Raw genomic sequence first — 23,230 nt, 5'->3', positions numbered from 1 at the left:
GTCCGAACGGGAAGACCTGTATGTAAAACCCTACTGGACGGTAAATTCTTCGGTCGACGCGGGGGGCTATGGGAGGGGTCACATCGCGGAGTCGGCCGGAAGCCGCAGTGTGAACCGGCCTCCGGGCGCGGGCTTGAAGCAACCCCAATGAGCTAATTGTCCATTAGAGTCCCGATATGGCCCTCCATGAGACGAAGGACGCACGCTCCCGCGACGCCGACACCGATGTGTTCGCTTCCGCCCTCAGCGGCGAGATCCTCCCCAAGAACCGGATGCCTGACGACCACTCACCCTCCGAGGTGGTCTACCAGCTCCTCCACAACGAGCTGCTCCTCGACGGCAACGCCGCCCAGAACCTCGCCACGTTCTGCACCACCTGGTCGGACGACGGGGTCCACCGGCTGATGAACGAGTGCCTCGACAAGAACATGATCGACAAGGACGAGTACCCGCAGACCGCCGAGATCGAGTCCCGCTGCGTCAACATCCTGGCCGACCTGTGGAACGCCCCCGCCGGCACCACCGGAACCGGCTGCTCCACCACCGGATCCAGCGAGGCCGCCATGCTCGGCGGCCTCGCCCTGAAGTGGCGCTGGCGCGAACGCCGCCGGGCCGCCGGACTCCCCACCGACCGCCCCAACCTCGTGTGCGGGCCCGTCCAGATCTGCTGGGACAAGTTCGCCCGCTACTTCGACGTCGAACTGCGCCAGGTCCCCCTGGAGCCCGGCGCCACCGGACTGCGCCCCGAACAGCTCGCCGCCTACGTGGACGAGAACACCATCGGCGTCGTCGCCATCCTCGGCGTCACCTACACCTGCGTCTACGAACCCGTCGCCGAGATCGCCGCCGAACTGGACCGGATCCAGGCCGAGCACGGCTGGGACGTGCCGATCCACGTCGACGCCGCCAGCGGCGGCTTCGTCGCACCCTTCCTGCACCCCGACGTCGTCTGGGACTTCCGGCTTCCGCGCGTGGCCTCCGTCAACACCTCCGGGCACAAGTACGGCCTCGCCCCGCTCGGCGTCGGCTGGATCGTCTGGCGCACCGCCGAGCTGCTCCCGGCCGACCTCGTCTTCTCCGTGGACTACCTCGGCGGGGACATGCCCACCTTCGCCCTCAACTTCTCCCGCCCCGGCGGCGAGATCATCGCCCAGTACTACCTCTTCCTGCGCCTGGGCCGCGGCGGTTACCGCCGCGTGCAGCAGGCCTGCGCCGACACCGCCCAGTACCTGGCGCGCGAGATCGAGCAGATGGGCCCCTTCACCCTGCTCTACGACGGCCAGGGCGCGCTGCCGGCCGTCTCCTACCGCCTCACCGACCCGGCGGGCGCCGGCTTCAGCCTGTACGACCTCTCCGACCGGCTCCGGATGCGCGGCTGGCAGGTGCCCTCGTACCCGCTGCCGGCCGACCGCGAGGACACGGTCATCCAGCGGGTCCTGATCCGGCACGGGGTGACGCGGGACCAGATCGCCCTCCTCGCCTCGGACCTGCGCCGGGCCGTGGAGCACCTGACCGCGACGCCGCCGCCCGTGCCGGCCGCCGAACCCCGCTCGGGGTTCCACCACTGACGGCCGGGCTTGCCCTGGGACGCTCCGGCTTCCCTCACGGGCGGGCCGGTTCCCCTTCCCCCCGGGCGGTCCGGCTCCCACCGCGGACGGAGCGACGGCGTCCGGCGGGGACCGGGCCGCACGCCCGTGTCAGCCGGAGGCTGCCCAGCGCATCCCCAGTTCCGTGAGGGCGGCCGTCCGCTCCTCGCCGAGGGACCCGGCACGGGAGCGCTGGTTGGCGATCCAGGAGCCGAGGCCCAGCTCCCGGTCGCCGACCCGCTCCACATGCGTACGGGGAACCCGCAGGTGCCGCTCGCGCGCGTGGAACTGCCGGGCCGCCTCCAGGTGGGCCGCCCACGCGGCGGCGTGTCCGACCCGCTTCCTCGGCCGGTCCGCCCCCTCGGCCGGGGTCACCCCGAGCGCGTGCTCCAGCAGCCAGCGCTGGGCCCACGACAGCCGCTCCCAGGACTGTCGCTGGCCGCGCAGCCACACGCCGAGGTCCTCGCCCTGCACGACGGCCTGCCCGGGCCCCGAGGGGAGCCGGCCGCCCGCGTCCAGGTGGACCCGGGTCAGGTGGAAGGCCCGCTGCCAGGAGATCGGCCAGTCGGGACACCAGGAGGCGTCGATGGCCTCCAAGGCTTCCCGGCGCTCCTCGGGCAAGGCGCCGGGGCCCTCGCGACGGGCCGCCGCCCGCTGGTTCTTCACCCACACCCCGACCGGGGCGCCGTGCCACACGGCGTCCACGGGGGGTAGCAGGTGTCCGTGTTCGGCCGCCCACCCGCCCGCCGCCGCGAGCCCCTCCTCGAAGGCCACGTCGAAGTGGCTCCACACCATGCCCAGCGCGTCGAGCTGCGCCGTCCGCTCCCGGCCCAGCGCGCCCCGGCGGAACGTGCGCCGCACGTCCGCGATCCACTGTCCGAGCGGGAACCGGGCCAGCCCGGGCGGCCACGGCTCACCGGACTCCCCGGCTTCGCCGCCCGCGGGCACCTTGAACACGAACGGCACCTTCAGGTCCCCCGCCCTCGCGGCGTAGATCCGGGCCGCCTCCACCCCCCGCCGCCAGTGCTCGTGCTCCGGGTGCAGCACGCGCAGCCGGATGAAGGCAGCCAGCAGCGCCGGGTCGCGCGGGGTGGAGAAGCTCAACAGGGACTCCGCACCCGTGCGCAGCCCGGAGCCGACCGCCTGCCCCTCCCCGCTCCGCGCTCCGGCCCGGCTCGGGGCCTGCGGCTGGGCCAGGGACTCGACGAGCCGGGTGTCGTGCGCCCGCAGCGCCTCCAGCAGCCGCGCGAGGTCCCCGTACGCCCGTGAGGTCAGCATCGTCTCGGGAGACTCGCCCGGCCCCAGCAGCACCGGCACCACCAGGGAGGCGACCTTGCCCTCCCCGGGCCGGATGCGCAGCGCCCGGCCGACCGCCTGGACCAGGTCCGGCATGGATCCCCGTACGTCGGCCCAGTACACGGAGTCGCACTCCTTGGTGTCCACGCCCTCGCCCAGCACCCGGACACTGCCGAGGAACGCCTTGTCGGCGACCCGGTCGTCCGCGAAGGCGCCCAGCACCCGCCGCCGGTGCGCCGCCGTGTGCTGCCCGCACAGCCAGTCCGCCCAGACCGTACGGGGGTACACCGGCCGCGGCTTCCAGCTCGTGGCGCGCAGCCGGGCGGCCACCGCCGGGAGCCCGGCCGCGAACGCCTCGGCCTCCTTGGTCAGATGGTGGAAGACGAGGGTCCGCCGGAACCCCTGCTCCACCGCCGCCTTGACCAGCGCCGTCTGCAGCGCGGCGAGCCGGACCCCGCGCACGGCGTCGGAGCGTCCGTCCGGGCCGAGCAGTACGGCTGCCTGGAAACCCGGATCGCTGACATCCACGCAGACCACCCGGTAGGGCGCGCAGATCCCCCGGTCGATGGCCTCCGAGAGGGTGAGGGTGTAGCAGCGGGCGCCGAAGGGGCCGTTGGCGTCGTCCTCCATGGAGGCCACGAGGCCGCCCCGGCCGCGCGCCTTGTCGGTGGCGGTCGTGGCCGCGGGGCTGTACGTACCGCCCGACGCCTCCTCCGGGTAGTCCGCCTCCTCGCCGTCCTGCCAGACCCGCGGCGTCGCCGTCATGTACAGCCGGCGGACGGCCGGGATCCGGAGGTTGTCGTGCACCACCGCCCAGGGCTTGCCGATCCGCCCGGAGGTCCGGTGCGCCTCGTCGACCACGATCAGGTCCCAGCCGGGCAGACCCTCCCGGTGCGCGCGCTCGATGGTGCCGAGGCCGAGCGAGGCGTACGTGGCGAAGACCGTCACCCGGTCGACGGGCGGGCCCGCCCAGTCCGCCAGTTCGGCGGGGTCGGTGGTGGTGGGGACCCCCGCGTCCTCCCCGCGCAGCGAGCACACCGCGAAGGCGCGCCCGGTCCGGCCGCCCTCGCGCCAGGCCACCGCGGTCTGCACGAGCAGGTCGAGGGAGGGCACCAGCACCAGGACCCGGCCGGCCCGCAACTCGTCGGCCGCGTGCACGGCCACCAGTGACTTGCCGGAACCCGTCGCCATGATGACCTGGGTGCGCAGCCCCGTACCGGGGACCCGGCGCCCCGCGGGCAGATCGAGCGCCCGCACCACGGCGTCCACGGCCTCCCGCTGGTGCGGACGGAGTTTCTGCCTCGCCATGCGCATTACCTCCCCCGTGATCTGCCCGTTCGCTTCCAGCACCTATCTTGCCCCGATTTTGAATCACTGTGGGGAGATCGGCTGCGTGGTGGGCGGGCGGCCGGGAGGCCCCGCGGCCCGGCTACATCCGGGCCCCGAAGTTCTGCGTCCACCACGGGCCGCCCGCCCCCTGGTGGATGCCCACCCCGATGTCCTTGAAGGAGCAGTTGAGGATGTTCTCGCGGTGGCCCTGGCTCTTCATCCAGGAGTCCATGACCTGCGCCGGGGTCTGCTGCCCCCGCGCGATGTTCTCCCCGTAGGTGGACCAACGGTATCCCGCGGCGGTCGTCCGCTTCCCCGGGTCGGCTCCGTCCGGGTTGGTGTGCGAGAAGAAGTCCCGCCGGGCCATGTCGTCGGAGTGCCCCTGGGCGGCCGTACGCAGCTGCGCGTCCTCCTTGAGCGGACCGCAGCCGGCCGCCGCGCGCTCCGAGTTGACCAGCGCGATCACCTGGGCGGCGGCGGAGCCGCCCGGCGGGGCGGGAGCGGGAGCCTTCGGCGGGGTCGACTTGGGGCTCGGCTTCGCGGGGGGCGTGGGAGTCGGGGTCGGGTCGGCACTCGCACTCGCACTCGCACTCGCACTCGTCGAGGCGGACGGCGAGGGGCTCGGGCTGTCCCCGGCCGTGGCGCTCGGGCTCGGCGAGGCCGACTCCGACGGCAGCGCGGCGCCCGACTCGGGGGCCGTGAGCGCCGCGGGCGGGGTCTCGGGCGCGGCGGTGTCCGGCCGGGTGGTCAGGTAGGCCAGCCCGCCGCCCGCGACGCAGGCGGCGAGCACCGCGCCACCGACCACCCGGCGTCGGCCCCGGGCACGGCGGTCCTTGCGCAGCGAGGCTCGGCCCGTGCCGGTGCCGGTGTCGCCCGCCGGGGCGAGGAGCGTGGCCGCGTCGTGGACGTCGGAGCCCGCCCCCTCGAAGGGCTGCCCCGGACCGGCCGCCTGTCCGGGGCTGCCTGCCAGGTCCGGGGCGTACGCCCACGCGTCGGTGGCCTGGCCGACGGGGGCGAAGCCGCCCGTCGCGGCCGAGCGCACGGCCGCGAGCAGCGCCACCGAGACCGGCACCAGCGCGAGCCCGGCGAGCAGTCCCTCGGCCGGGACCAGGCCGTTCCACAGACCGGAGCACCGCAGGCACTCGCGGGCGTGCCTGGCTATTCGCTTGCGCCACAGCACGGAGGGCACGCCGTCCCAGCCCGACGCCACGGTCCGCAGCCCTTCGCAGGGCGGCTGCGCGCCGAGTGCCCGCTCCACCACCCGGGCCGACTCCAGTTGCGCCTTCATCCGCTGCACCCGTACCGCCGCGTGCTGCGGGGACAGCTCGAGAGCCGCCGCCATCTCCGCGCGCGTCAGCTCCCCGGCGCATTCCAGCCACCACAGCGACAGCAGCGCCCGGTCGTCGGGCTCCAGCCAGCGCGTGGCCCTCGCGGTCTCACGCCGCTGCCCCTCCAGGTTGAGCCGTACGACGGTCAGGTCCACGAAGTCGGCGCCGGGATCGGCCAGCTCCCAGGCGGCCTCCAGTCCGCTCTCGCCGGGGGCGCTGCGGCGGGCCTGCCAGTGGGCGCGGACCCGGTTCATGGCGATCGCCACCAGCCAGGAGCGGAAGCTGGTGTCGTCGCGCAGGTCGCCCAGCCCGTCGAGGGCCCGCAGCATCGTGTCCTGCACCACGTCGTCCACGTCGACGGAGCCGTTCAGGGCTCGCCCGACGATGTTGTAGACGAGCGGCAGATAGGTGCTGACCAGGTCGTCTTGCGCCCGGGGATCGCCTGCGCGCGCCGCCGCGACCAGCGCTGCCGTGTGCTGAGTGCTCATGTGAAGTCCCTGTCCGTGCCGGCGGTCGATGATGCCCAATACCTGGGAGACCGTCGAGAGGGGCTCCGATAACACTTATCCGGAGTATGAATCAGGAAAAGCCGGATCGGGAGCTCCCGCATCCGCAACGGCCGGGCCGGGAGGGGCCGGAGCCGCGGCCGGTTCAGTGGTCGGTTCAGGGGCCGGGGCCAGGCGGGCGGCGAGGGCGTCGAGGTCGGGCAGGAACCAGATGTGGCCGCCCCGGTTCGATTCCCGTACGAGGTCGGGCAGGGCGGAGCTCGCCCGCAGATGGTGCGAGATGTCGCCGAGGACCACCAGCCGCAGCCGGTAGGTCACGAACTTCTGCATGATCTCACCGGCGAGGCCGGTGCTGAGGTCGAAGAAGCGGGGGTCCAGCCGCTCCGCCGGGACGGCGACCACGTCGGCCCGGTAGAAGGCCCCGCCGATCAGCTGGTCGAGTGCGTCCTGCGCGCCCGCGACCGGCGGGCCGTCGACGGCGCAGACGAGTACCGGGACGCCGTGGTGTTCCACGATCAGGTCAGTCACGGTGAGCCGCCCCCATGTCGTTGCCCGGTCCGAGCACGCCGTCGACCAGGTGCAGCAGATCGGCGGTGGCGGCCGCGCCGCCGAGGATCACGATCTTCATGCGGGCGCGCTCCTTGTCGTAGACCGTCTGAAGGCGCAGCGGGTCGGGGGTGTCCCGAGGGGACTGCGCGGTCGCCGTGACGAGGGTGGCGAGCCGGCTCGCCGCGTCGGGGCCGATCGCATCGATCTGCACGATGCTCGACACCTCCACGTGCCGACGCCCCGCGCCCGCCCCGACGACCCCTTCCGTACCGGCTCCGGTGTCTTGCGGGAGGCTGGTCAGGGCCTCGAAGTCCTCGCGGGTGATCCGGTACTGCTTGCCGATCCGGACCGCTTTGAGCCGGCCGTCGCGGACGTAGTTGCGGACGGTCCGCACGTGCAGCCCCAGCCGCTCGGCGACCTCACCCACCGAGTACAACTCCTGTCCTTCATTCTCCATAAGGTCGAATATTACCCTATGGATGGGAAGATAGGGAGTGATGAGGAGTGATGGGGAGTGGAAGTGGGGGAAGGAAGCCCGCCGGACGCCGACACGTCCCGGTTAATCGCTTCGGCGACAGGCCCGCGGACTCCTAGGCTGGCGCGATGACGGCTCCCCTCCACCCCGCCAAGCCCCGCCCCGGCGACAGGATCGCCGTGCTCTCCCCTTCGGCCGGCCTGCCCGGACTCTTCCCCCGCCCCTACGAGCTGGGACTGCGCAGGCTCAGCGAGGACTTCGGTCTGAAGCCGGTGGAGTATCCGACGACCCGCACGATGGGCGCCTCCCCCGAGGAGCGGGCCGCCGACATCCACGCGGCGTTCGCGGACCCCGAGATCAAGGCGGTCATCGCCAGCATCGGCGGCGACGACCAGATCACCGTGATCCCCCACCTCGACGCCGCCCTGCTGCGCGCCAACCCCAAGCCCTTCTTCGGTTACAGCGACAACACCAACCTGCTGCTGTTCCTCAGGGACTTGGGGATGGTCACCTACCACGGGGGCTCGGTCATGGTCGAGTTCGGGCGGCCCGGTGCGATGCACCCGCAGAGCGCGGACTCCCTGCGGGCGGCGCTGTTCACCTCCGGCGAGTACGAGATCACCCCCGCCGCCGCCAGCGGGGACGTCAACCGCCCCTGGGACGACCCGCGCACCTTCGACGCCGAACCGGAACTGGAGCCCGCCGACGGCTGGACCTGGCACCAAGGCGACCGGGTGGTCGAGGGGATCGCCTGGGGCGGCAACCTGGAGATCCTGTCCTGGCTGCTCATGGCCGACCGTGTGGCGCGACCGGCCGGAGCCCACGCCGGCGGCGTGCTCTTCCTGGAGACCTCGGAAGAGATGCCGCGGGCCGAGGAGGTCTACCGGATCCTGCGCGGCATGGGCGAGCGCGGACTGCTGCGCCAGTTCCCGGCGCTGCTCATGGGCCGGGCGAAGAGCTGGTCCTTCGAGAACCGGCTCGGGTCCGAGGAACGGCGGCGCCACCGCCTCGAGCAGCGCGAGGCCGTGCTCCGGGCGCTGGGCGAGTACGCCCCCGACACCATGGCCGTGTTCGACGTGGACCTCGGCCACACCGACCCGCAGGTCGTGATCCCCGTCGGGGGCCGGGTCCGGGTGGACGGACCGGCCCGCCGCCTCTTCGTCGCGTACTGACGTCACGGCTGCCGGCGTCACGGCGACGCCACCCGGCGAACATCCCACGGCAGTACGCACGTTGGGGTAGCCGGATCCCGGTCCGGGGTGACAATGGTGCTCCCACGGGACGTGTTGGGGGCGGCATGTCGGCGTTGCTCTTACGGGGGTCCGGCCGGGCGCGGGGCTGGGCCGGATATCTCGGTGCGGTCGGTCTCGGCGCGGGCTCCGTGGCGCTGGCGACGGTCTGGACATCCGGGCCGTGGGCCGCCGGCATCGGCGCGGCCGTCACCGCGCTGGCCGGCATGGCGGCGGAGCGGATGCAGCCCGAGGAACGTACGGGCGCCCGCGCCGCCGGGGAGGTGCTGCGCACGGCGCGAGGCCGGATCCCGCTGCTGCGCGACGTGGACCGGCCCGAGCTGGCGGGAGTCCACCCGGCCGAGGCCCCGGGCACACCGCCCGCGTACATCGAGCGCGACGCCGAACCGAGGCTGCGCTCCGCCCTGGAAGGGTCCCGCTTCGTCCTCGTGGTGGGGGAGTCCACGGCGGGCAAGACCCGGCTCGCCTACGAGGTCGCCCGCGCCCTCTACCCCCGGCACGCCTTCGTCCGCCCGCTCTCCCGCGCCGCGCTGCCCGAGGCGGTGAGGATCGCGGTGCGCCGCCGGCGTGCCGTGCTGTGGCTGGACGACCTGGAGGACCATCTCGGCGCGGGCGGCCTCACCGCCGCCCAACTGACGTCCCTTGCACGGGTGGTGACGATCGCGACGATCAGGGTCCAGGAATACCGGCGCTACGACGCCCGTGAGGAGAGCCGGCTCACCGGCTCCGACAGGGACGCCTGGCGGGCCCAGCGCGACCTGCTCCAGCAGGCCGACGTCGTCCGGCTGCCCCGGCACTGGTCCCAGGGCGAGCGACTCCGCGCCGCCGCGCACCAGGGTGATCCCCGGATCGGGGCCGCGCTGCGGGCGGGGGAGCGGTTCGGGGTCGCCGAAGTCCTGGCAGCCGGTCCCGAGCTGCTGGCGTCCTGGGAGAACGGCTGGGCGCCGGGCGCCAATCCGCGCGGCGCCGCCGTGGTCGCGGCGGCGGTGGACTGCCGCCGGGCCGGACTGCGCCGCCCGGTGAGCCGCGAGTGGCTGCGCGAGCTGCACGCGCCCTACCTGGCGGCCAGGGGTGGCGGAGACCTCCAGCCCGAGCCATTCGCCGCGGCCATGGAGTGGGCCTGCGCGGCGGCCTACGCGACGAGCGGGCTGCTGATCGGGAACTACGGCGCCGGATTCACCGCGTTCGACTACCTGTTGAACGCGCCGGGCCACGGCCCGGTTCCCGATCACCTGTGGCGCGGGCTGCTGGCCAGGGTCGAGCCCGCCGACGCCTACGACATGGGCCTGGTCGCCCACCAGGACGGCCGGCTCGCACGGGCCGTCGAAGCCCTCGGCCTCGCCGCGCGCGGCGGGGTCCCCGGCGCCGAACTACCGCTGGCCATCGCCATCGGGGACTCCGGGAAGCCGAGCCGGGCCGCAGCCGACCTCGCCGGGATCGTCCGCCGCCGCACCGACCGGCTCGGCGCCGCGCACGCCGACACCCTGGCCGCGCGGCACCAACTCGCCTTCTTCGTCGGAGAATCCGGAAACCTCCGGGCCGCGGTGGCCCGGTTCGAGGAGTTGCTCGCCGACGCCGGGGCCGAGCTGGAACCCGACCACCCGGACATCCTGGCGGCCCGCCACCAGCTGGCCTACTTCACCGGGGAGGCGGGCGATCCCCGTTCGGCGGTCCGTCAATTGGAAGCGCTGCTCGCGGACCGGCTGCGCGTACACGGCCCGGGCCACCCGCAAGTGCTGGCGACCCGGCGCAGCCTGATCTGGTTCAGGCCGAGCGACCCTGCGGACACGGAGCGCGAGTTGGCGCAGCTTCTCGCCGAGGCCGAAGCCGGCGAGGGGATCGGGCCCGATGATCCGCACACCCTCGCCATCCGCGGCAGCCGGGCGGCGCTGGCCGCCCGTGCCGGACGCACCGCAGAAGCGGCTGAAGCCTGGGCCGCGCTGACCGCCGACCGGACCCGGGTGCTGGGCGCGGACCACCCGCACGTGTTCTACTCCCGGCTGGAATGGGCCCGCGCCCTGACCTCCCAGGGCCGCACCGCCGAGGCCCGTGCGCTGCTGACCGGCGCGCTGGTCCGGGCGCGGTCCGTCCTGGAACCGGGACACCGGCACCTGAGGACCGCCCGCGAGCTGCTGGCCCGCCTCGCCGACCCGCCCGGGCACGCGGACGAGGGCGCGTGAGCCGGGCGGGCGAGCCGGGCGCAGGAGACGCGCGGGACCGGCGCGGGACCGCACCTCGGGCGCGAAGGCGCGGTCGGACCGCTCACAGCAGCGGGGTCAGCGCCGTCGTGGCTGCCCGCAGGGCGGGGGCGTAGGTCTCGATCTCCTCGCGGGATACCAGGAAGGTGACGGTGGTGACGCTGACGCCGCCGATCGGGCGGCCCGTCGGCCCGAGGATCGCGGCGCCGACGCAGCGGATGGTGGTCTCGTTCTCCTCGTCGTCCAGGGCGAACCCCCGTGCCCGCACCGCCGCCAGTTCGGCCTCCAGGGCCCGAACGGTGGTGAGGGTGTTCGGTGTCCGACGCGGCAGTCCGGCAGCGGAGACCAATGCGCGGACCTCGGCCCCGGGCAGGTGGGCCAGGATGCTCTTCCCGATCGCGGTCGTGTGCAGGGGCATCCGCATGCCGACCCGCGAGGCGGTCCGGAACGGCTGGTCGCTCTCCAGTTTCCGGATGTAGGTGATGGTCTCGCCGCTGTGCAGGGCCAGGTGGACCGCTTGCCCGGTGGACTGCTGGAGTTGGCGCAGGATCTGCTCGATGCCGACCGGCTCCCCGCCGGTGACCAGTGCGGACAGCCCGCGCAGTCGCGGGCCGACGCCGTAGCGGCTCTCGCCCTCCGAGCGTACGAAGCCCTGCTCGATGAGCGACGCCAGGATGCGGAAGGTGCTCGACTTGGGCACCGCGGCCGCCGCCACCACGTCGGTGAGGCGGTGCGGGCCCCCGGGTGCGGCGACCGCTTCCAAGATGCGCATCGACTTCTCCAGCGCGGTGCCCGCCGCCGAAGTCCGGCCGCCGCGCGCGGGACCGTCGACTGCTTCGGTCCCGGGTGTCCCGTCCGTGTGCACGTTATCTCCGTCGATGGGTAAGGTCTGCACAACAGGTCCGGTACACGATACCAAGTTCCGTTACGTGGAACAAATGGAGGAGCGGTTTGTCCTGTCACCCGTACTCGGTCATCGCGGCGCAGTGCCTGCTGCCGGTCCTGCGCGACGCCGACGCCGACGCAGCCGTACACCGCACCGCCGCTCTGCTCGCCGCCGGCTGCCGCGCGGTCGAGCTCACCACCTCCACGACCGGCTGGGCCGAGGCCGTCGCCCGCACCGCGCGACTCACCGACGCGCACGGCCGCCCCGCGCACATCGGCGTCGGCACCGTCACCACCGCCGAGGACGCGCGGACCGCCCTCGCGGCGGGCGCCTCCTTCCTCGTGTCCCCCTATCCGGCTCCCGAGGTCCGCGAGGTCGCCGAGGCGCGCGGGGCCGTCTTCATCGAAGGCGGCTTCACCCCCGGCGAGATCGCCCGCGCCGTCCGGTCCGGCGGTGCCGCGAAGGTCTTCCCCGCGCACGTCGGCGGCCCCCGCTTCATCCGCTCCCTCAAGGCCGTCCTCCCCGACGCCCTGATCGTCCCGACCGGCGGCATCGGGCCGGGCGAGGTCCGCGAGTGGCTCGCCGCCGGAGCCGCCGCCGTCGGCATAGGCGACGGCCTGCCGACCGATCCCGCCGAACTAGCCGCCCTGTTCGCCGACTTGGCCCGACCCTGCTGCGTGCACTGTGCCGGTACGGAGCGGCGGCGGTGACCGGGATGGGAGGCGTGCCGGCGGCCGCGGGCGAGGCGTACGACGTGCTCGTCCTCGGCGAGGTCCTCGTCGAGATCCACGCCGGCACCCCCCTGCGGGACGCGGCCGACGGAACCCCCGCACGCATCTCCTACTCGGGCGACGCCCTCAACGCCGCGGCGGCCGCCGTAGCCGCCGGAGCCCGCACCGCTCTGCTCGCGGTCGTCGGCGAGGACGAGCTGAGCACCCCCCTGCTGGCCCGCGCCGCCGAGCTCGGCGTGGACGTCTCCCACGTACGCCGCTCCCCGCGCCCCAACGGCGCCTACCTGCTCTCCGCCGACACCGAGGGCGACCGCGCGTTCGTGTACTGGCGCACCGGCAGCGCGGGTTCGACCCTCTCCGTGGAACACGTCGAGTCGTGGCGGGAGTTGCTGACCGGCTGCAAGGCCCTCATCACCAGCGGCATCACCGGCGCGCTGTCGCCGGGCAGCCGGGACGCCGTCCTGGCCGCCGCGCAGACCGTGCACGCATCCGGCGGGCACCTCTCCTACGACCCCAACTTCCGCTCCCGACTCACGAGTCGGGACGAGGCCCGCGAGCTGCTGGCCCGCGTAGCTCCGCTGACCGGGCTGCTGAAGACCTCCTGCCCGGCCGACGCGCTGGCCATGGTGGACACCGACGACCAGGCCGAAGCCGCCGTCCGCTACCGGGCGCTGGGCGCCCGCAGCGTCGTGGTCACCGCGGGCGCCGACCGGCTGCTCCTCTCCGACGGGACCGTCGACGGGACGCCCGGCGGGGCGGTCCACGGTGCTCCCGGGCGCACGGACCGCCGCACCGCGGCGACGGCCTACCTGCCCGTCCCGGTGAACGGCGACCCCGTGGACGCGACCGGCGCCGGGGACTGTTTCACCGGCACGACCACGGCCCGGCTCGCACTGGGCGACACCCTCGCGGACGCCGTCGCGTACGGCATGGCGGCGGCCTCCCTCTCGGTTTCCGGCCGGGGCGGCACCGGACGCGTCCCCGCCTTCAGCGAGACGGCCGCCCTGGCCGCCGCACACCGCTCCGGGCGGGTGGGCCGGACGACGGGCAAGGCGCCCGGCCCGTCCCCGCGATCGGGGTCCTGATGCGGGCTCGGCTTGCCCGGGCCGCGGCCCCGACCGCGCGTCCAAGGGGCCCAAGGCCCGCGGGTCACGCCGCTTCGAGCAGTGCGATCTCCTCGGCCGACAGCTCCAGCGCCCCGGCGGCGATGTTCTCCACCAGATGGTCCGGGTTGCCGGTGCCCGGGATGGCCAGTACGTGCGGGCCGCGGCTCAGCGTCCACGCGAGGCGCAGCTGGGCCGGGGACACGCCGCGGGCCCGCGCGAGGGCGCGTACGGCCGGACCGTCCTCGGTGACCACCCCGGCCTCCTTGCCGGCGCCCGCGATCGCGTAGAAGGGGACGAAGGCGATTCCTTGCTCTCCGCACGCGTCGAGGAAGGCGTGCTCCTCGGCCGGGGATCCGATTCCGTAGGCGTTCTGCACGCACACCACGGGTGCTATGGCCTGCGCCTCGGCGAGGTGGTCGGGCCGTGCGTTGGACACGCCCAGGTGCCGGATCAGCCCGGCCGTGCGCAGTTCGGCGAGCGCCCCGAAGTGCTCGGCGATCGAACCTGTCTCCGCCTGGCGCATGACGCGAAGGTTGACCACGTCCAGGTGGTCTCGTCCCAGCTGGCGCAGGTTCTCCTCCACCTGCCCGCGCAGTTGCTCGGGCGTGGCCCACCACCATTCGCCGGACGCGTCGCGGCCCGGCCCGACCTTCGTGGTGATGACCAGGTCGTCGGCGTAGGGGGCGAGGGCCCGGTTGATGAGCTCGTTGGCGGAACGGGTCGCAGAGAAGTAGAACGCGGCGGTGTCGATGTGGTTGACGCCCAGCTCGACCGCCCGCCTCAGAACACCCGTCACCCGGTCCCGGTCGCTGGGGGAGCCGTCGGCGAGATGGGTGAGGCGCATCGCGCCGAAGCCGACACGGCGGACGGTGAGGTCGCCGAGCTGCCAGGTGCCGGAATCGGGAGCGGTGATCGGATCGCGAGAAGTCATCCGGAGAGGGTAGCCGGGCCCGGGAAGTCCTCCTCGGCGTACCACTCCTCCTCCTGCCTCCTCTTCTCCTCCTCGGTGTACTCCTCCTCCTCGACGTGGGCGGCGGGTTGCGTCACCCAGCCCGCGGCGAGCACCAGGCGGGAGGTCCGGTGGACGGCGACGAAGCCGAAGGGGCGGTCGAAGGTCACCTGGGCGCGGCGAACGCGGTACCTCAGCCGGGGCATGGCACAGCCGCCCGCGCCAACGGCCACGGCCGTCACGGCGGCGGCTTCGAAGCCCTCCGCGTGGAAGCGTGCCAGGGCCGACTGCCGGGCCGAGGCGACGGCCAGGTCCTCGCTGCTGATGCCGGGGAAATGACCGTACCGATTGTCCGAGGCGCTCTCCAGGCCGAACAGCGCGGCGGGGGTGAGCAGATCGTGCTCGGCGCGCACGTCGAAGGCCACCGTCTCGATGTCCAGCCGGTGCCGGGGCTCCGTCGAGCCGACCGTGCCGATGCGCAGGCCCGGCCCCGGGTTCCCCTCGGGAAGCAGGCTCGCGCCCGTCGAGGGAAGGGCCCGGGTGACGGCCGCGATGGCGGCTTGCAGGGTCGGCCCCGCCGCGGCCTGCGGCTCGCCCAGGACCAGGTGGACGTCCACGCCGCTGTCGCCCACCACCTCCAGCACGGTCACCGGCCCGGTCGGCGCCTGCGCGACGCGCACCCGGTCCAGGAGGGCCGTGCTGCGGCACAGACCGAGCAACGGGCGGTGGGCCCAGGGACCTTCCTCGGGCATGGCGAAACAGGGATGGAAGGGCTGGATCCACCGCAAGCGCAGTGCCAGCGCGGACGCGAGCACGAGGCGGGTGTCCTCATCGACTTCGACCGGCATCCGCTCGACGAGCCCGCCGGTGCGGTCGACGGCCCAGGCGTCCAGGGCCTCGCGGTCGGCGGCGCCGTCGCCGGTCAGGGTGCCCCGGGTGCCGGGCGGGAGCCGCTCCGTCCAGCCCTCCTCCAGCGGGAGTTCCCGCCGCGTCCACAGGCCGGTGGCCGCGCGCAGGCCCCGTACGCCGTCCAGTGCGCCCAGCAGCTCCCGTGCGGCTCCGGCGGCCCGGTCGGCGGGTATGCCGAGGGCTTCGGCCAGTTCGGTGCGGGCCGGGCCGGCCGCGCCGTCGGCGAGCAGGGCGAGCAGCGGCCATACGCCGGCGGCCGTGAACACCGTGCCCGCGCCCCCGGTCGCCGCGTGCCCGGCCCAATGCGTGGTGAGGGCGTTGACCGCCCGTACCGTCGAGATCCTCATGGCGGGAGGGTACGGGTCGGCGCGCCGCCGGGACGGGTCAATTTCCGCGGCCCGGCGGCGCTGTTCGGGGGCGGCCGGTCAGTGGCCGCGCAGGCCCTGGTCGACCGCGCTCAGCAGCTCTCCGTCGGCGGTGTCCGCGTCCAGGGACCAGAACATCGCGCCTCCCAGGCCCTGTTCGCGGATGTACCGGGTCTTGGCGCGCAGTACTTGCGGATCGTCGTACGTCCACAGGGTGGTGCCGTCGAACAGCCAGGCACTGCCGGCGCGCCGGTCCCGGTACACCTGGTACCCGCCCGAGTCCGCGAGCTGCTTCAGAGCCTTGTAGTCCTCGTACCCGGCCGACCAGGTGGCCGGCGCCGGTCCCGTCGCGGGCTGTCCCATGCCGTCCCCGCCGCCACTGACGCCGGTCCAGCCCTGCCCGTAGAAGGGCATGCCCATCACCAGCTTGCCCGCGGGTGCGCCGCGCCGCTTCCAGGCGTCGACCGTGCCGTCGACGCTGAAGTCGTTCCGGGCGTACAGCGCCGACTGCTGGGCGGTGGTCTTCTCGCCGGAGACGTGGAAGTCGTAGCCCTGCAGGGTCACGAAGTCGAGGTCGCGCATGATCCGGCGGACGTCGAAGCCCGCGTCGATCTTGGCGGGGTCGGTCGGGACGAAAGCGGTCAGCTCGTACTTGGCCCTCCGCTTCTGGCTCCGCGCGTAGGCGTCGAGTTGCGAGCGGAACTCGCCCACCAGCGCGGCGAAGTTCTTCTTGTCCTCGGGACGGTACGTGGTGTCGGAGTCGCCGGCCGAGCCGGGCCACTCCCAGTCGAGGTCGATGCCGTCGAAGATCCCGGCCGCCGAACCCGCCCCGCCGCGGGTGCCGTCCTGCGGGAGGTTGCCCTTGATGTACAGGTCGATGCACGAGGCCACGAGGGCCTTGCGGGAGGCCGGGGTGAGCGCGGCGTCCGAGAAGTGCGTGGACCAGCTCCACCCGCCCAGTGACAGGAGGACCTTGAGGCCCGGATGCCTGGCCTTGAGTTCGCGCAGCTGGTTGAAGTTTCCGGCGACCGGCTGCTCCCAGTCGTCGGCGACGCCGTCCACGGAGTTCTCCGCGTCCAGCGGGCGGACGTAGTCGGCCCAGGCGTCGGCCTCACCGGGAACGCTGCCGGTGAAGCACTTTCCCTCCGCGCTGATGTTGCCGAAGGCGTAGTTGATGTGCGTGAGCTTGCTCGCGCTGCCGTTCTCCTCCAGGTCCTGGACCTGGAAGTCCCGTCCGTAGACGCCCCATTGGGTGAAGTAGCCGACCCTCTTGTACGCGCGGTCGGGCCCGTGGCCGCCGTGGCCGGAGTCGTCGTGGGCGGGTGCGAAGGCGGTCAGCAGGGAGAGGGAGCAGGCGGCGACGGCCAGCCTGCCGAGCATGCTGCGGCGCATGGGCTTCCTTTGCGGATGCGGTGAGTGGTGCCGGGGCGCGTGCGCTGTGCATGCGGAAACTATTGGTCTGGACCAGAGCGGGTCAAGGGGTACGGGGAAGATCCGCTCGGGAGGAGTCCGGACGGGCTCCGCTGTCGCTGCTCTCCCGAGGCGCGGGACCTCGGCGGGACCGGCTTCGGATCCGCGACGAAATTCCCGGCCGTGGCGCACCGAATTGAGTGGATCTTCGGCGAGCGTCATGGCATGGTTGGTCTCACCGAAGGGGTGTAGCTCAGCTGGTCAGAGCGCTGGTCTCCAAAACCAGATGTCGCAGGTTCGACTCCTGCCACCCCTGCGAGCGAAAGAGGCCTGTGGCCCGTCCCGGACGAGTGATCGTCGGAGGCGGGCCACAGGCTTTCCCGGGCGTCCGGGTCCGCGAGGTCACGGCGTCCTCGCGGCGCGAGCGGGAAGTCCGAGCGGCGCGTACCGGGTGTTCACCCTGATCGACGCCCCCGAGCACGTGGTCCGGTGGCTCGCCTTGCTGGTCGGCCTGCTCCTCGTCCCGGCCGGTGGCCGACCGGGCCTACTCCTTGAAGCCGCCGTAGGGGCGGGTGATCAGTTCCATGCCGTGTCCCGAGGGATCCGTGAAGTACACGCCGCGGCCGCCGTCGTTGTTGTTGATCTCGCCGGGGCGGAGCCCGTGCGGGTCGGCGAAGTAGGTGATCTTCGCCCGCTTGATCTTCTCGAAGGCCTCGTCGAACTCTGCCTCGGAGACGAGGAACGCGTAGTGCTGTGCGCTGATGGACCCGGCCGGGACGGTCGCGAAGTCCAGGGTGACGCCGTTGGCGGTCTCGACGGGGATGAAGGGGCCCCACGGGGCTCCGACCTCCAGGCCGAGGAAGTACGCCAGGAATTCGGCTGACTCCCGGTTGTCGCGGGAGTGGATGATCGTGTGGTTGAGCTGAATCGCCATGAGTGAATGCCTCCGAAAGGCACGTCGCGGAACCTCCATGCCTCACCCAGCCGGTGACCGACACGCGATGCCGCGACATGATCCTAAACACCCCTTACGGGTGGAGTCCAGTGCGTTCGGGTCGACCGGCCGGCTTCACGAGCCCGAACCCCCGTACACCGCCTTCACGTTGTCCTTCGCCGGATGCGTCCGTCCCGCCGGTCCCGCCGCGAAGGCGCGGAGCAGGTTCTCCGTCACCCGCGTGGTCAGGGCACCGGAGCGCGCGTCCAGTCCGTGGCGGGCGCCGCTGCGGCCGTCTCCCGTCGCGTCGAGGGCCTCGACCCAGCGCATCGTGCCCGTCGCGAAGACGGCGGCGCCGCTCGGCGCCGTGTAGTACGCCGTGTCCTGGTGGCTGGGACGGCCGTCGCAGACCACGGGAGAGTGGGCCACGATCTCGATCGGGCGCGGGGTCGTGAAACCGGTGTTGACCTTGTCGTACTCCACGCCGACCAGGTGCGCGAAACTGTCGCCCGCTTTCGCGCCGGTGCCCTCGAAGAGCCAGTGGTCCGGGTTGGTCACGACGTACGGTGCGTCCACCGGGTAACCGTCGTAGATCACGCCGAGCAGCGAGCTCTCCGGGTCGGCGGCGGGCGGCGAACGGAAGTCGACGGTGGCCGGGTGTCCGCGTTTGTAGCCGGGGTCCTGGTCGTAGGAGGACTTGTAGCAGACCACCGTCCGCTCCGGTCCGAGCTCTGAGGCCTCCAGCCGGATCCGGCGGTAACAGCAGTTCGCTCCGAGGATCGCGATGTTGGTGCCGGAGTCCCGGGCCGCCGTGACGTGCGCGCGCTGCTCGGGGGACCAGTACTCGTCGTGGCCCAGCGAGAGCACCGCCGAAGCGCCCTCCAGCAGCCGCTTCTCGCGGGCCACGTCGGTGGTCGTGGTGTACGCCAGGGGTATGCCGAGCCGTTCGGCGAGCGCGAGCAGCGGTGCCTCGTACACGAGGAACAGGCCCGCTCCGTCGTCGTACTCGTACGGGCGGTCGAAGGTCACGGCGAGCGAGCGTGAGGCGTACCCGCCGCTGGGGCCGTCGTAACTGCCGTAGCCGCCCCACCGGTTGTACGCCTGCCAGGTCGCGACCGCGTTGACGACGACGGTACGTCCCGTCGTCGCGGCGGACCGTACGGTGACGGGCACGAACCGCTGGCCCTCGACGCCCTGGGCGTCGAGCCTCAGCAGGTAGCAGCCCTCGGGCCAGTCCTTCGTCTCGACGGTGGCGCTACGGGCCCACCGGGTGCGGACCATCCGGGTCGCGGGATCCACCGTGTGGTCGGGCTGCCGCGCTCCGGGCAGGGCCTCGGAGCGCCAGACCAGGCGGGCCCGGGCGCCGCCGTACCAGCCCATCCGGTAGGCGGAGACGGTGAACCGGGGCGCGGTGGTGGAGACGTGCAGGCCGAAGGACTCGCCGGGTAGGACGCTGACCTTGTCGGCGAAGCCCTCGATGGCGCGCGCCGGCCCGGCCTTGGTCACCTGCCAGTCTGCGTTCCCCGGCCGGGCGTTCTCCGCCTTGACGTCGAAGCCGGGCGGCCCGGCCCCCTCCGGCGGGCCGGACGGCTTCGGGCTCTCGCCGGGTCCCGCCCCGGCCGCCCCGCCGCTCCCGTCGGGCTCGCCCCCGCAGCCGGCCACGGCCGCCAGGCCGACGGCGGTGGCCGCCGCCCCCGTCGCCAGTGCGAGGAACCGCCGCCTGCCCGCGCCTTCGCCGTCCTCGGCTATGTGCTCTTGATCCATGGAGGGCACGTTATGTCACCCCATGGCCATGGCTTGTGCCGCCCTGTGGGGGTGATCCGCTGACTACGCCGCAACCACGAGACGGAGCAGCCCCATGGCGGTATGCCCGCCGGCCGCCATCCCGGATCGCCGGCCGCCACAGGGCGTCACCCCAGACCGTCCCCGGGCGTCACCCCAGCTGGACCACCACCTCCTGACCGGCTCCCTCCAGCGCGGCGAGGCTGCCGAAACCGCGCTGCAGCCGCGTCCCCGCGGACACCGGGACGACGCTGCCCGCCTGCGGGAGCACTCGGGCGACGGGCCGGTCCCACACCAGCGTCAGCGCCGTCAGTGTGCGCGTCGGATCCGCGACGCACACCACCGCCGTGCCGTCGCCCCGCTCGCAGCGGGGGACCACGGGTCCACGGAGACCGGGAGCGTCATGGCGCCGCTACCTCGCCCGGGGAGTCGCCGGGCTCACTCGACGTGCTCGCGGTAGCGCTCGATCACCTCCCGCAGCACTTCTCCACCGTCCCGGGCCCAGAGCCCCGCATTGAAGATCTCCACCTCCACCGGACCCCCGAACCCGGCGGCGTCGGTCAGCTCCCGGAAGGCCCGGAGGTCGATCGAGCCGTCACCCAGCTGCCCCCGGCCGAGCAGGACGCCCTCCGGGAGCGGGGTCACCCAGTCGGCGACCTGGACGGAGGTGATCCGCCCACCGGCGGCGGCCCGTCGCAGTTCGGCGGGGAGCCGCTCGTCCCACCACAGGTGGTAGGAATCCACCACCACCCCGACCCGCTCGGCGGGGAACTGCTCGGCGATGTCCAGGGCCTGGCCGAGCGTGGAGACCACGCACCGGTCCGACGCGTACATCGGATGCAGCGGCTCGATCCCCAGCCGCACCCCGAACCCGGCGGCGTACGGGACCAGCTCGGCCAGGATGTCGGCGATCCTGCGCCGGGCCCCCGCCAACTCCCGGTCGCCGTCCGGCAGCCCGCCCGAGACCAGGACCAGTACGTCCGCCCCCAGTTCGGCAGCCTCCTCCACGGCCCGGCGGTTGTCCTCGAGGGCGGCGGCGCGGCCCGCCGGGTCGGCGGCGGTGAAGAACCCGCCCCGGCACAGCGAGCTGATCCGCAGCCCCGCCCCGGCCACCAGCTTCGCCGTCTCCCGCACTCCGAACCGCCGCACCGGATCCCGCCACAATCCGACCGCGCCCACTCCCGCCGCCGTGCACCCGGCGACCAGTTCGGGAATCGACCACTGGCGGATGGTCTCCTGGTTCAGGCTGAACCGGACCGGCGCCGGTGCCCGGTTCACGACGCCACCCCGTACAGCGAGAGCAGCTGCCGCATCCGGGCCTCGGCGAGCTCCGGGTCCGGGAACAGTCCCAGATCGTCGGCCATCTCGTACGCGCTCGCCAGATGGGGGAGCGAGCGGGCCGAGTGCAGCCCGCCCACCATCGCGAAATGCTCCTGGTACCCCGCCAGCCAGGCCAGCAGGACCACTCCCGTCTTGTAGTACCGGGTGGGAGGCGCGAACAGGTGCCGAGACAGCGCCACCGTCGGATCCAGCAGTTCCCGGAAGCCCGCCGGATCGTCCCGGTCGAGGGCGAGCGCCGCGCGGGCCGCGATCGGGGCGATCGGATCGAATATCCCCAGCAGGGCGTCGCTCGACAGGTCCCCGTCCCCGGCTATCAGCTCCGGATAGTGGTAGTCGTCGCCGGTGTAGCAGCGCACCCCCGCCGGCAGCCGGCGCCGGATGTCCACCTCGCGCCCGGCGTCGAGCAACGAGACCTTGATCCCGTCGACCTTCTCCGGACACTCCGAAATGATCTTCAGGAAGACATCCGTGGCCCCGTCCAGGTCCTCGTGCCCCCAGTACCCCTCCAGCGCCGGGTCGAACATCGGCCCGAGCCAGTGAAGGACGACCGGCCGCGCGCTCTGGCGCAACAACCCCCCATACACCTCCACGTAGTCCTCGGGGCCGCGCGCCGCGGCGGCCAGCGCCCGGGAGGCCATCAGCACGGCCCCTGCCCCGCACGCCTCGACATGCGCCAGCTGCTCCTCATATGCCGCGGTGACGGCGGCCAGGGAGTGCGCCGTGTCCGCTGCCAGCTGGTCGGTGCCCGCACCGCACACGATCCGACCGCCCACCGAGCGGGCCTCGGCGGCCGACCGGCGGATCAGCTCCGCAGCGCCCGCCCAGCCCAGCCCCATTCCGCGCTGCGCCGTGTCCATGGCCTCGGCGACCCCGAGGCCCTGCGCCCACAGCCGGTGCCGGAAGGCCAGCGTGGTCTCCCAGTCGATCACCGCCTCGGAGTCGGCCGAGGCGAAGAGGGGATCGCCGACCACGTGCGCGGCCGAATAGAAGGTGCGGCTGCGGGCCGGGCCGCAGCTCAGCGGAGCCAGCGGGGAGGTGGCCGGCGAGTGCAGGCGCGAACCGCCGTCCGCCGAAGGAAGCCGGATGCTCACAGCGTCACCTCCGGAACCGCGAGCCGGCGGCCCTCGGCCGAGGAGCGGAGCCCGAGGTCGGCGAGCTGCACCCCGCGGGCGCCGGCCAGCAGGTCCCACTGCCAGGGCTCGTCCAGTACGACATGGCGCAGGAACAGCTCCCACTGGGCCTTGAAGCCGTTGTCGGCGGGGTCGTTGTCCGGGACCTCCTGCCACTGGTCGCGGAACCGCTCGGTCAGTGGCAGGTCCGGATTCCACACCGGCTTCGGCGTCGCCGCGCGGTGCTGGATCCGGCAGCCGCGCAGTCCGGCGACCGCCGAGCCGTGCGTGCCGTCGACCTGGAACTCCACCAGCTCGTCGCGGTTGACCCGGACGGCCCAGGACGAGTTGATCTGGGCGACCGCGCCGCCCTCCAGCTCGAAGATCCCGTACGCCGCGTCATCCGCAGTCGCTCCGTACGGCTTGCCCTCCTCGTCCCAGCGGCGGCCGATGTGCGTGCGCGTCAGCGCCTGCACGGTGCGGACCCGGCCGAACAGCTCGTGCAGCAGGTACTCCCAGTGCGGGAACATGTCGGCGACGATGCCTCCGCCGTCCTGCGTCCGGTAGTTCCATGACGGCCGCTGGGCGGGCTGCCAGTCGCCCTCGAAGACCCAGTAGCCGAACTCCCCGCGCACGGACAGGATCTCGCCGAAGAAGCCGCCGTCGATGAGCCGCTTGAGCTTCAGCAGGCCCGGCAGGAACAGCTTGTCCTGGACCACTCCGTGCTTGACCCCGGCCCCGTCGGCCAGCCGGGCGAGCTCGAGCGAGGACGCGAAGGTCAGGGCGGTGGGCTTCTCGCAGTACACGTGCTTGCCCGCCGCTATGGCCCGGCGCACGGACGCCTCGCGGGCACTGGTGACCTGCGCGTCGAAGTAGACCTCGACCTCGGGATCGGCCAGTACCTCCTCGAGGTCGGTGCTGACGTGCTCCAGCCCGTGCCGCTCGGCGATGGCACGCAGGGCCGCCTCGCGGCGTCCGACCAGCACCGGCTCGGGCCACAGCGCCGTGCCGTCGCCGAGGTCGAGCCCGCCCTGCTCGCGCAGTGCGAGCAGGGAGCGGACCAGGTGCTGGCGGTATCCCATCCGCCCGGTGACGCCGTTCATGGCGATCTTGATGGTCCTGCGTTCCACGGTGTCCCCCTCCTTCATCTCATGCGGTGTCGCTTGTACGGAGTTGCAGGGAAAGCAGCAT

Annotated in this window: 19 protein-coding genes, 1 tRNA gene and 1 pseudogene; 7 read left to right on the top strand and 14 right to left on the bottom strand. The window is 73.3% G+C overall.

Annotation, left to right across the window (positions count from 1 at the left end; all coding sequences use genetic code 11):
• Positions 1–176: 176 nt before the first annotated feature.
• Positions 177–1,568: a glutamate decarboxylase gene (locus tag ACFWBY_RS04895; protein ID WP_385330078.1), complete on the top strand. Its 1,392-nt coding sequence runs from the start codon at positions 177–179 to the stop codon at positions 1,566–1,568.
• A gap of 129 nt (positions 1,569–1,697) precedes the next feature.
• Here ACFWBY_RS04895 and ACFWBY_RS04890 read toward each other — a convergent pair whose 3' ends face one another.
• From ACFWBY_RS04890 to ACFWBY_RS04875, 4 genes are all read right to left on the bottom strand, one after another.
• The gene (locus tag ACFWBY_RS04890) at positions 1,698–4,190 is read right to left on the bottom strand and encodes a Helicase associated domain protein (protein ID WP_385330075.1); all 2,493 of its coding nucleotides are present in this window, start codon (positions 4,188–4,190) and stop codon (positions 1,698–1,700) included.
• 121 nt (positions 4,191–4,311) lie between these two features.
• Positions 4,312–6,027, bottom strand: a complete 1,716-nt coding sequence (locus tag ACFWBY_RS04885) for a sigma-70 family RNA polymerase sigma factor (RefSeq protein WP_385330072.1) — start codon at positions 6,025–6,027, stop codon at positions 4,312–4,314.
• A gap of 75 nt (positions 6,028–6,102) precedes the next feature.
• Entirely contained in the window at positions 6,103–6,573 is a 471-nt protein-coding gene (locus tag ACFWBY_RS04880; RefSeq protein WP_385330070.1) for a DUF4180 domain-containing protein, read from the bottom strand.
• Positions 6,566–7,051 (bottom strand): helix-turn-helix domain-containing protein, encoded by a 486-nt coding sequence (locus tag ACFWBY_RS04875; RefSeq protein WP_385330068.1) that lies wholly within the window; start codon positions 7,049–7,051, stop codon positions 6,566–6,568. The genes ACFWBY_RS04880 and ACFWBY_RS04875 overlap by 8 nt, the downstream gene beginning before the upstream one ends.
• 146 nt (positions 7,052–7,197) lie before the next feature.
• On the opposite strand from ACFWBY_RS04875, the gene ACFWBY_RS04870 reads away from it, so the two are divergent.
• Together ACFWBY_RS04870 and ACFWBY_RS04865 are read left to right on the top strand one after the other, a co-directional pair.
• Positions 7,198–8,241, top strand: a complete 1,044-nt coding sequence (locus tag ACFWBY_RS04870; protein WP_385330065.1) for a S66 peptidase family protein — start codon at positions 7,198–7,200, stop codon at positions 8,239–8,241.
• Between the two features lie 125 nt (positions 8,242–8,366).
• The gene (locus ACFWBY_RS04865; protein WP_385330062.1) at positions 8,367–10,499 is read left to right on the top strand and encodes a tetratricopeptide repeat protein; all 2,133 of its coding nucleotides are present in this window, start codon (positions 8,367–8,369) and stop codon (positions 10,497–10,499) included.
• A gap of 82 nt (positions 10,500–10,581) precedes the next feature.
• On the opposite strand, the gene ACFWBY_RS04860 is transcribed toward ACFWBY_RS04865, so the two are convergent.
• A complete protein-coding gene (locus tag ACFWBY_RS04860; RefSeq protein WP_385330060.1) occupies positions 10,582–11,382 on the bottom strand; it encodes an IclR family transcriptional regulator in 801 nt (266 codons plus the stop codon).
• An 86-nt stretch (positions 11,383–11,468) separates the two neighbouring features.
• On the opposite strand from ACFWBY_RS04860, the gene ACFWBY_RS04855 reads away from it, so the two are divergent.
• On the top strand, positions 11,469–12,113 hold the full coding sequence (locus tag ACFWBY_RS04855) for a bifunctional 4-hydroxy-2-oxoglutarate aldolase/2-dehydro-3-deoxy-phosphogluconate aldolase (protein ID WP_385330057.1): 645 nt from the start codon (positions 11,469–11,471) through the stop codon (positions 12,111–12,113).
• Positions 12,114–12,118: 5 nt separating this feature from the next.
• Positions 12,119–13,219, top strand: a complete 1,101-nt coding sequence (locus tag ACFWBY_RS04850) for a sugar kinase (RefSeq protein WP_385330296.1) — start codon at positions 12,119–12,121, stop codon at positions 13,217–13,219.
• Between the two features lie 64 nt (positions 13,220–13,283).
• Here ACFWBY_RS04850 and ACFWBY_RS04845 read toward each other — a convergent pair whose 3' ends face one another.
• From ACFWBY_RS04845 to ACFWBY_RS04835, 3 genes are all read right to left on the bottom strand, one after another.
• Entirely contained in the window at positions 13,284–14,171 is an 888-nt protein-coding gene (locus tag ACFWBY_RS04845; RefSeq protein ID WP_385330055.1) for an aldo/keto reductase, read from the bottom strand.
• Entirely contained in the window at positions 14,168–15,445 is a 1,278-nt protein-coding gene (locus ACFWBY_RS04840) for a serpin family protein (protein WP_385330052.1), read from the bottom strand. Before ACFWBY_RS04840 ends, ACFWBY_RS04845 begins: the two co-directional genes overlap by 4 nt.
• A 78-nt stretch (positions 15,446–15,523) precedes the next feature.
• Positions 15,524–16,855, bottom strand: a complete 1,332-nt coding sequence (locus ACFWBY_RS04835) for a glycoside hydrolase family 18 protein (protein WP_385330049.1) — start codon at positions 16,853–16,855, stop codon at positions 15,524–15,526.
• A 260-nt stretch (positions 16,856–17,115) separates the two neighbouring features.
• Here ACFWBY_RS04835 and ACFWBY_RS04830 point away from each other — a divergent pair.
• Positions 17,116–17,189: transfer RNA gene (locus tag ACFWBY_RS04830), tRNA-Trp, on the top strand.
• Positions 17,160–17,393: pseudogene (locus ACFWBY_RS04825) on the top strand (DUF6313 family protein); the annotation flags it as partial. The gene ACFWBY_RS04830 and the pseudogene ACFWBY_RS04825, both read left to right, overlap by 30 nt.
• A gap of 24 nt (positions 17,394–17,417) precedes the next feature.
• Here the strand turns inward: ACFWBY_RS04825 and ACFWBY_RS04820 are convergent.
• From ACFWBY_RS04820 to ACFWBY_RS04795, 6 genes are all read right to left on the bottom strand, one after another.
• A complete protein-coding gene (locus ACFWBY_RS04820; RefSeq protein WP_385330046.1) occupies positions 17,418–17,807 on the bottom strand; it encodes a VOC family protein in 390 nt (129 codons plus the stop codon).
• A 135-nt stretch (positions 17,808–17,942) separates the two neighbouring features.
• Complete coding sequence (locus ACFWBY_RS04815; protein WP_385330043.1) at positions 17,943–19,571, bottom strand: N,N-dimethylformamidase beta subunit family domain-containing protein; 1,629 nt, start codon at positions 19,569–19,571, stop codon at positions 17,943–17,945.
• Positions 19,572–19,740: 169 nt separating this feature from the next.
• Positions 19,741–19,968, bottom strand: coding sequence for a hypothetical protein (locus ACFWBY_RS04810; protein ID WP_385330040.1), 228 nt, complete (start codon positions 19,966–19,968; stop codon positions 19,741–19,743).
• Between the two features lie 59 nt (positions 19,969–20,027).
• On the bottom strand, positions 20,028–20,867 hold the full coding sequence (locus tag ACFWBY_RS04805) for a sugar phosphate isomerase/epimerase family protein (protein ID WP_385330038.1): 840 nt from the start codon (positions 20,865–20,867) through the stop codon (positions 20,028–20,030).
• Positions 20,864–22,021: a dihydrodipicolinate synthase family protein gene (locus ACFWBY_RS04800; RefSeq protein WP_385330035.1), complete on the bottom strand. Its 1,158-nt coding sequence runs from the start codon at positions 22,019–22,021 to the stop codon at positions 20,864–20,866. Before ACFWBY_RS04800 ends, ACFWBY_RS04805 begins: the two co-directional genes overlap by 4 nt.
• Positions 22,018–23,142 carry a Gfo/Idh/MocA family protein gene (locus tag ACFWBY_RS04795; RefSeq protein WP_385330293.1) on the bottom strand — a complete coding sequence of 375 codons (1,125 nt, stop codon included), beginning with the start codon at positions 23,140–23,142 and terminating at the stop codon, positions 22,018–22,020. Before ACFWBY_RS04795 ends, ACFWBY_RS04800 begins: the two co-directional genes overlap by 4 nt.
• Positions 23,143–23,230 lie beyond the last annotated feature (88 nt).

Origin of the sequence: Streptomyces sp. NPDC060049 (genome assembly GCF_042736715.1) — a bacterium.
Lineage (GTDB): Bacteria > Actinomycetota > Actinomycetes > Streptomycetales > Streptomycetaceae > Streptomyces.
This window is presented reverse-complemented; position numbering and strand designations above follow the sequence as displayed.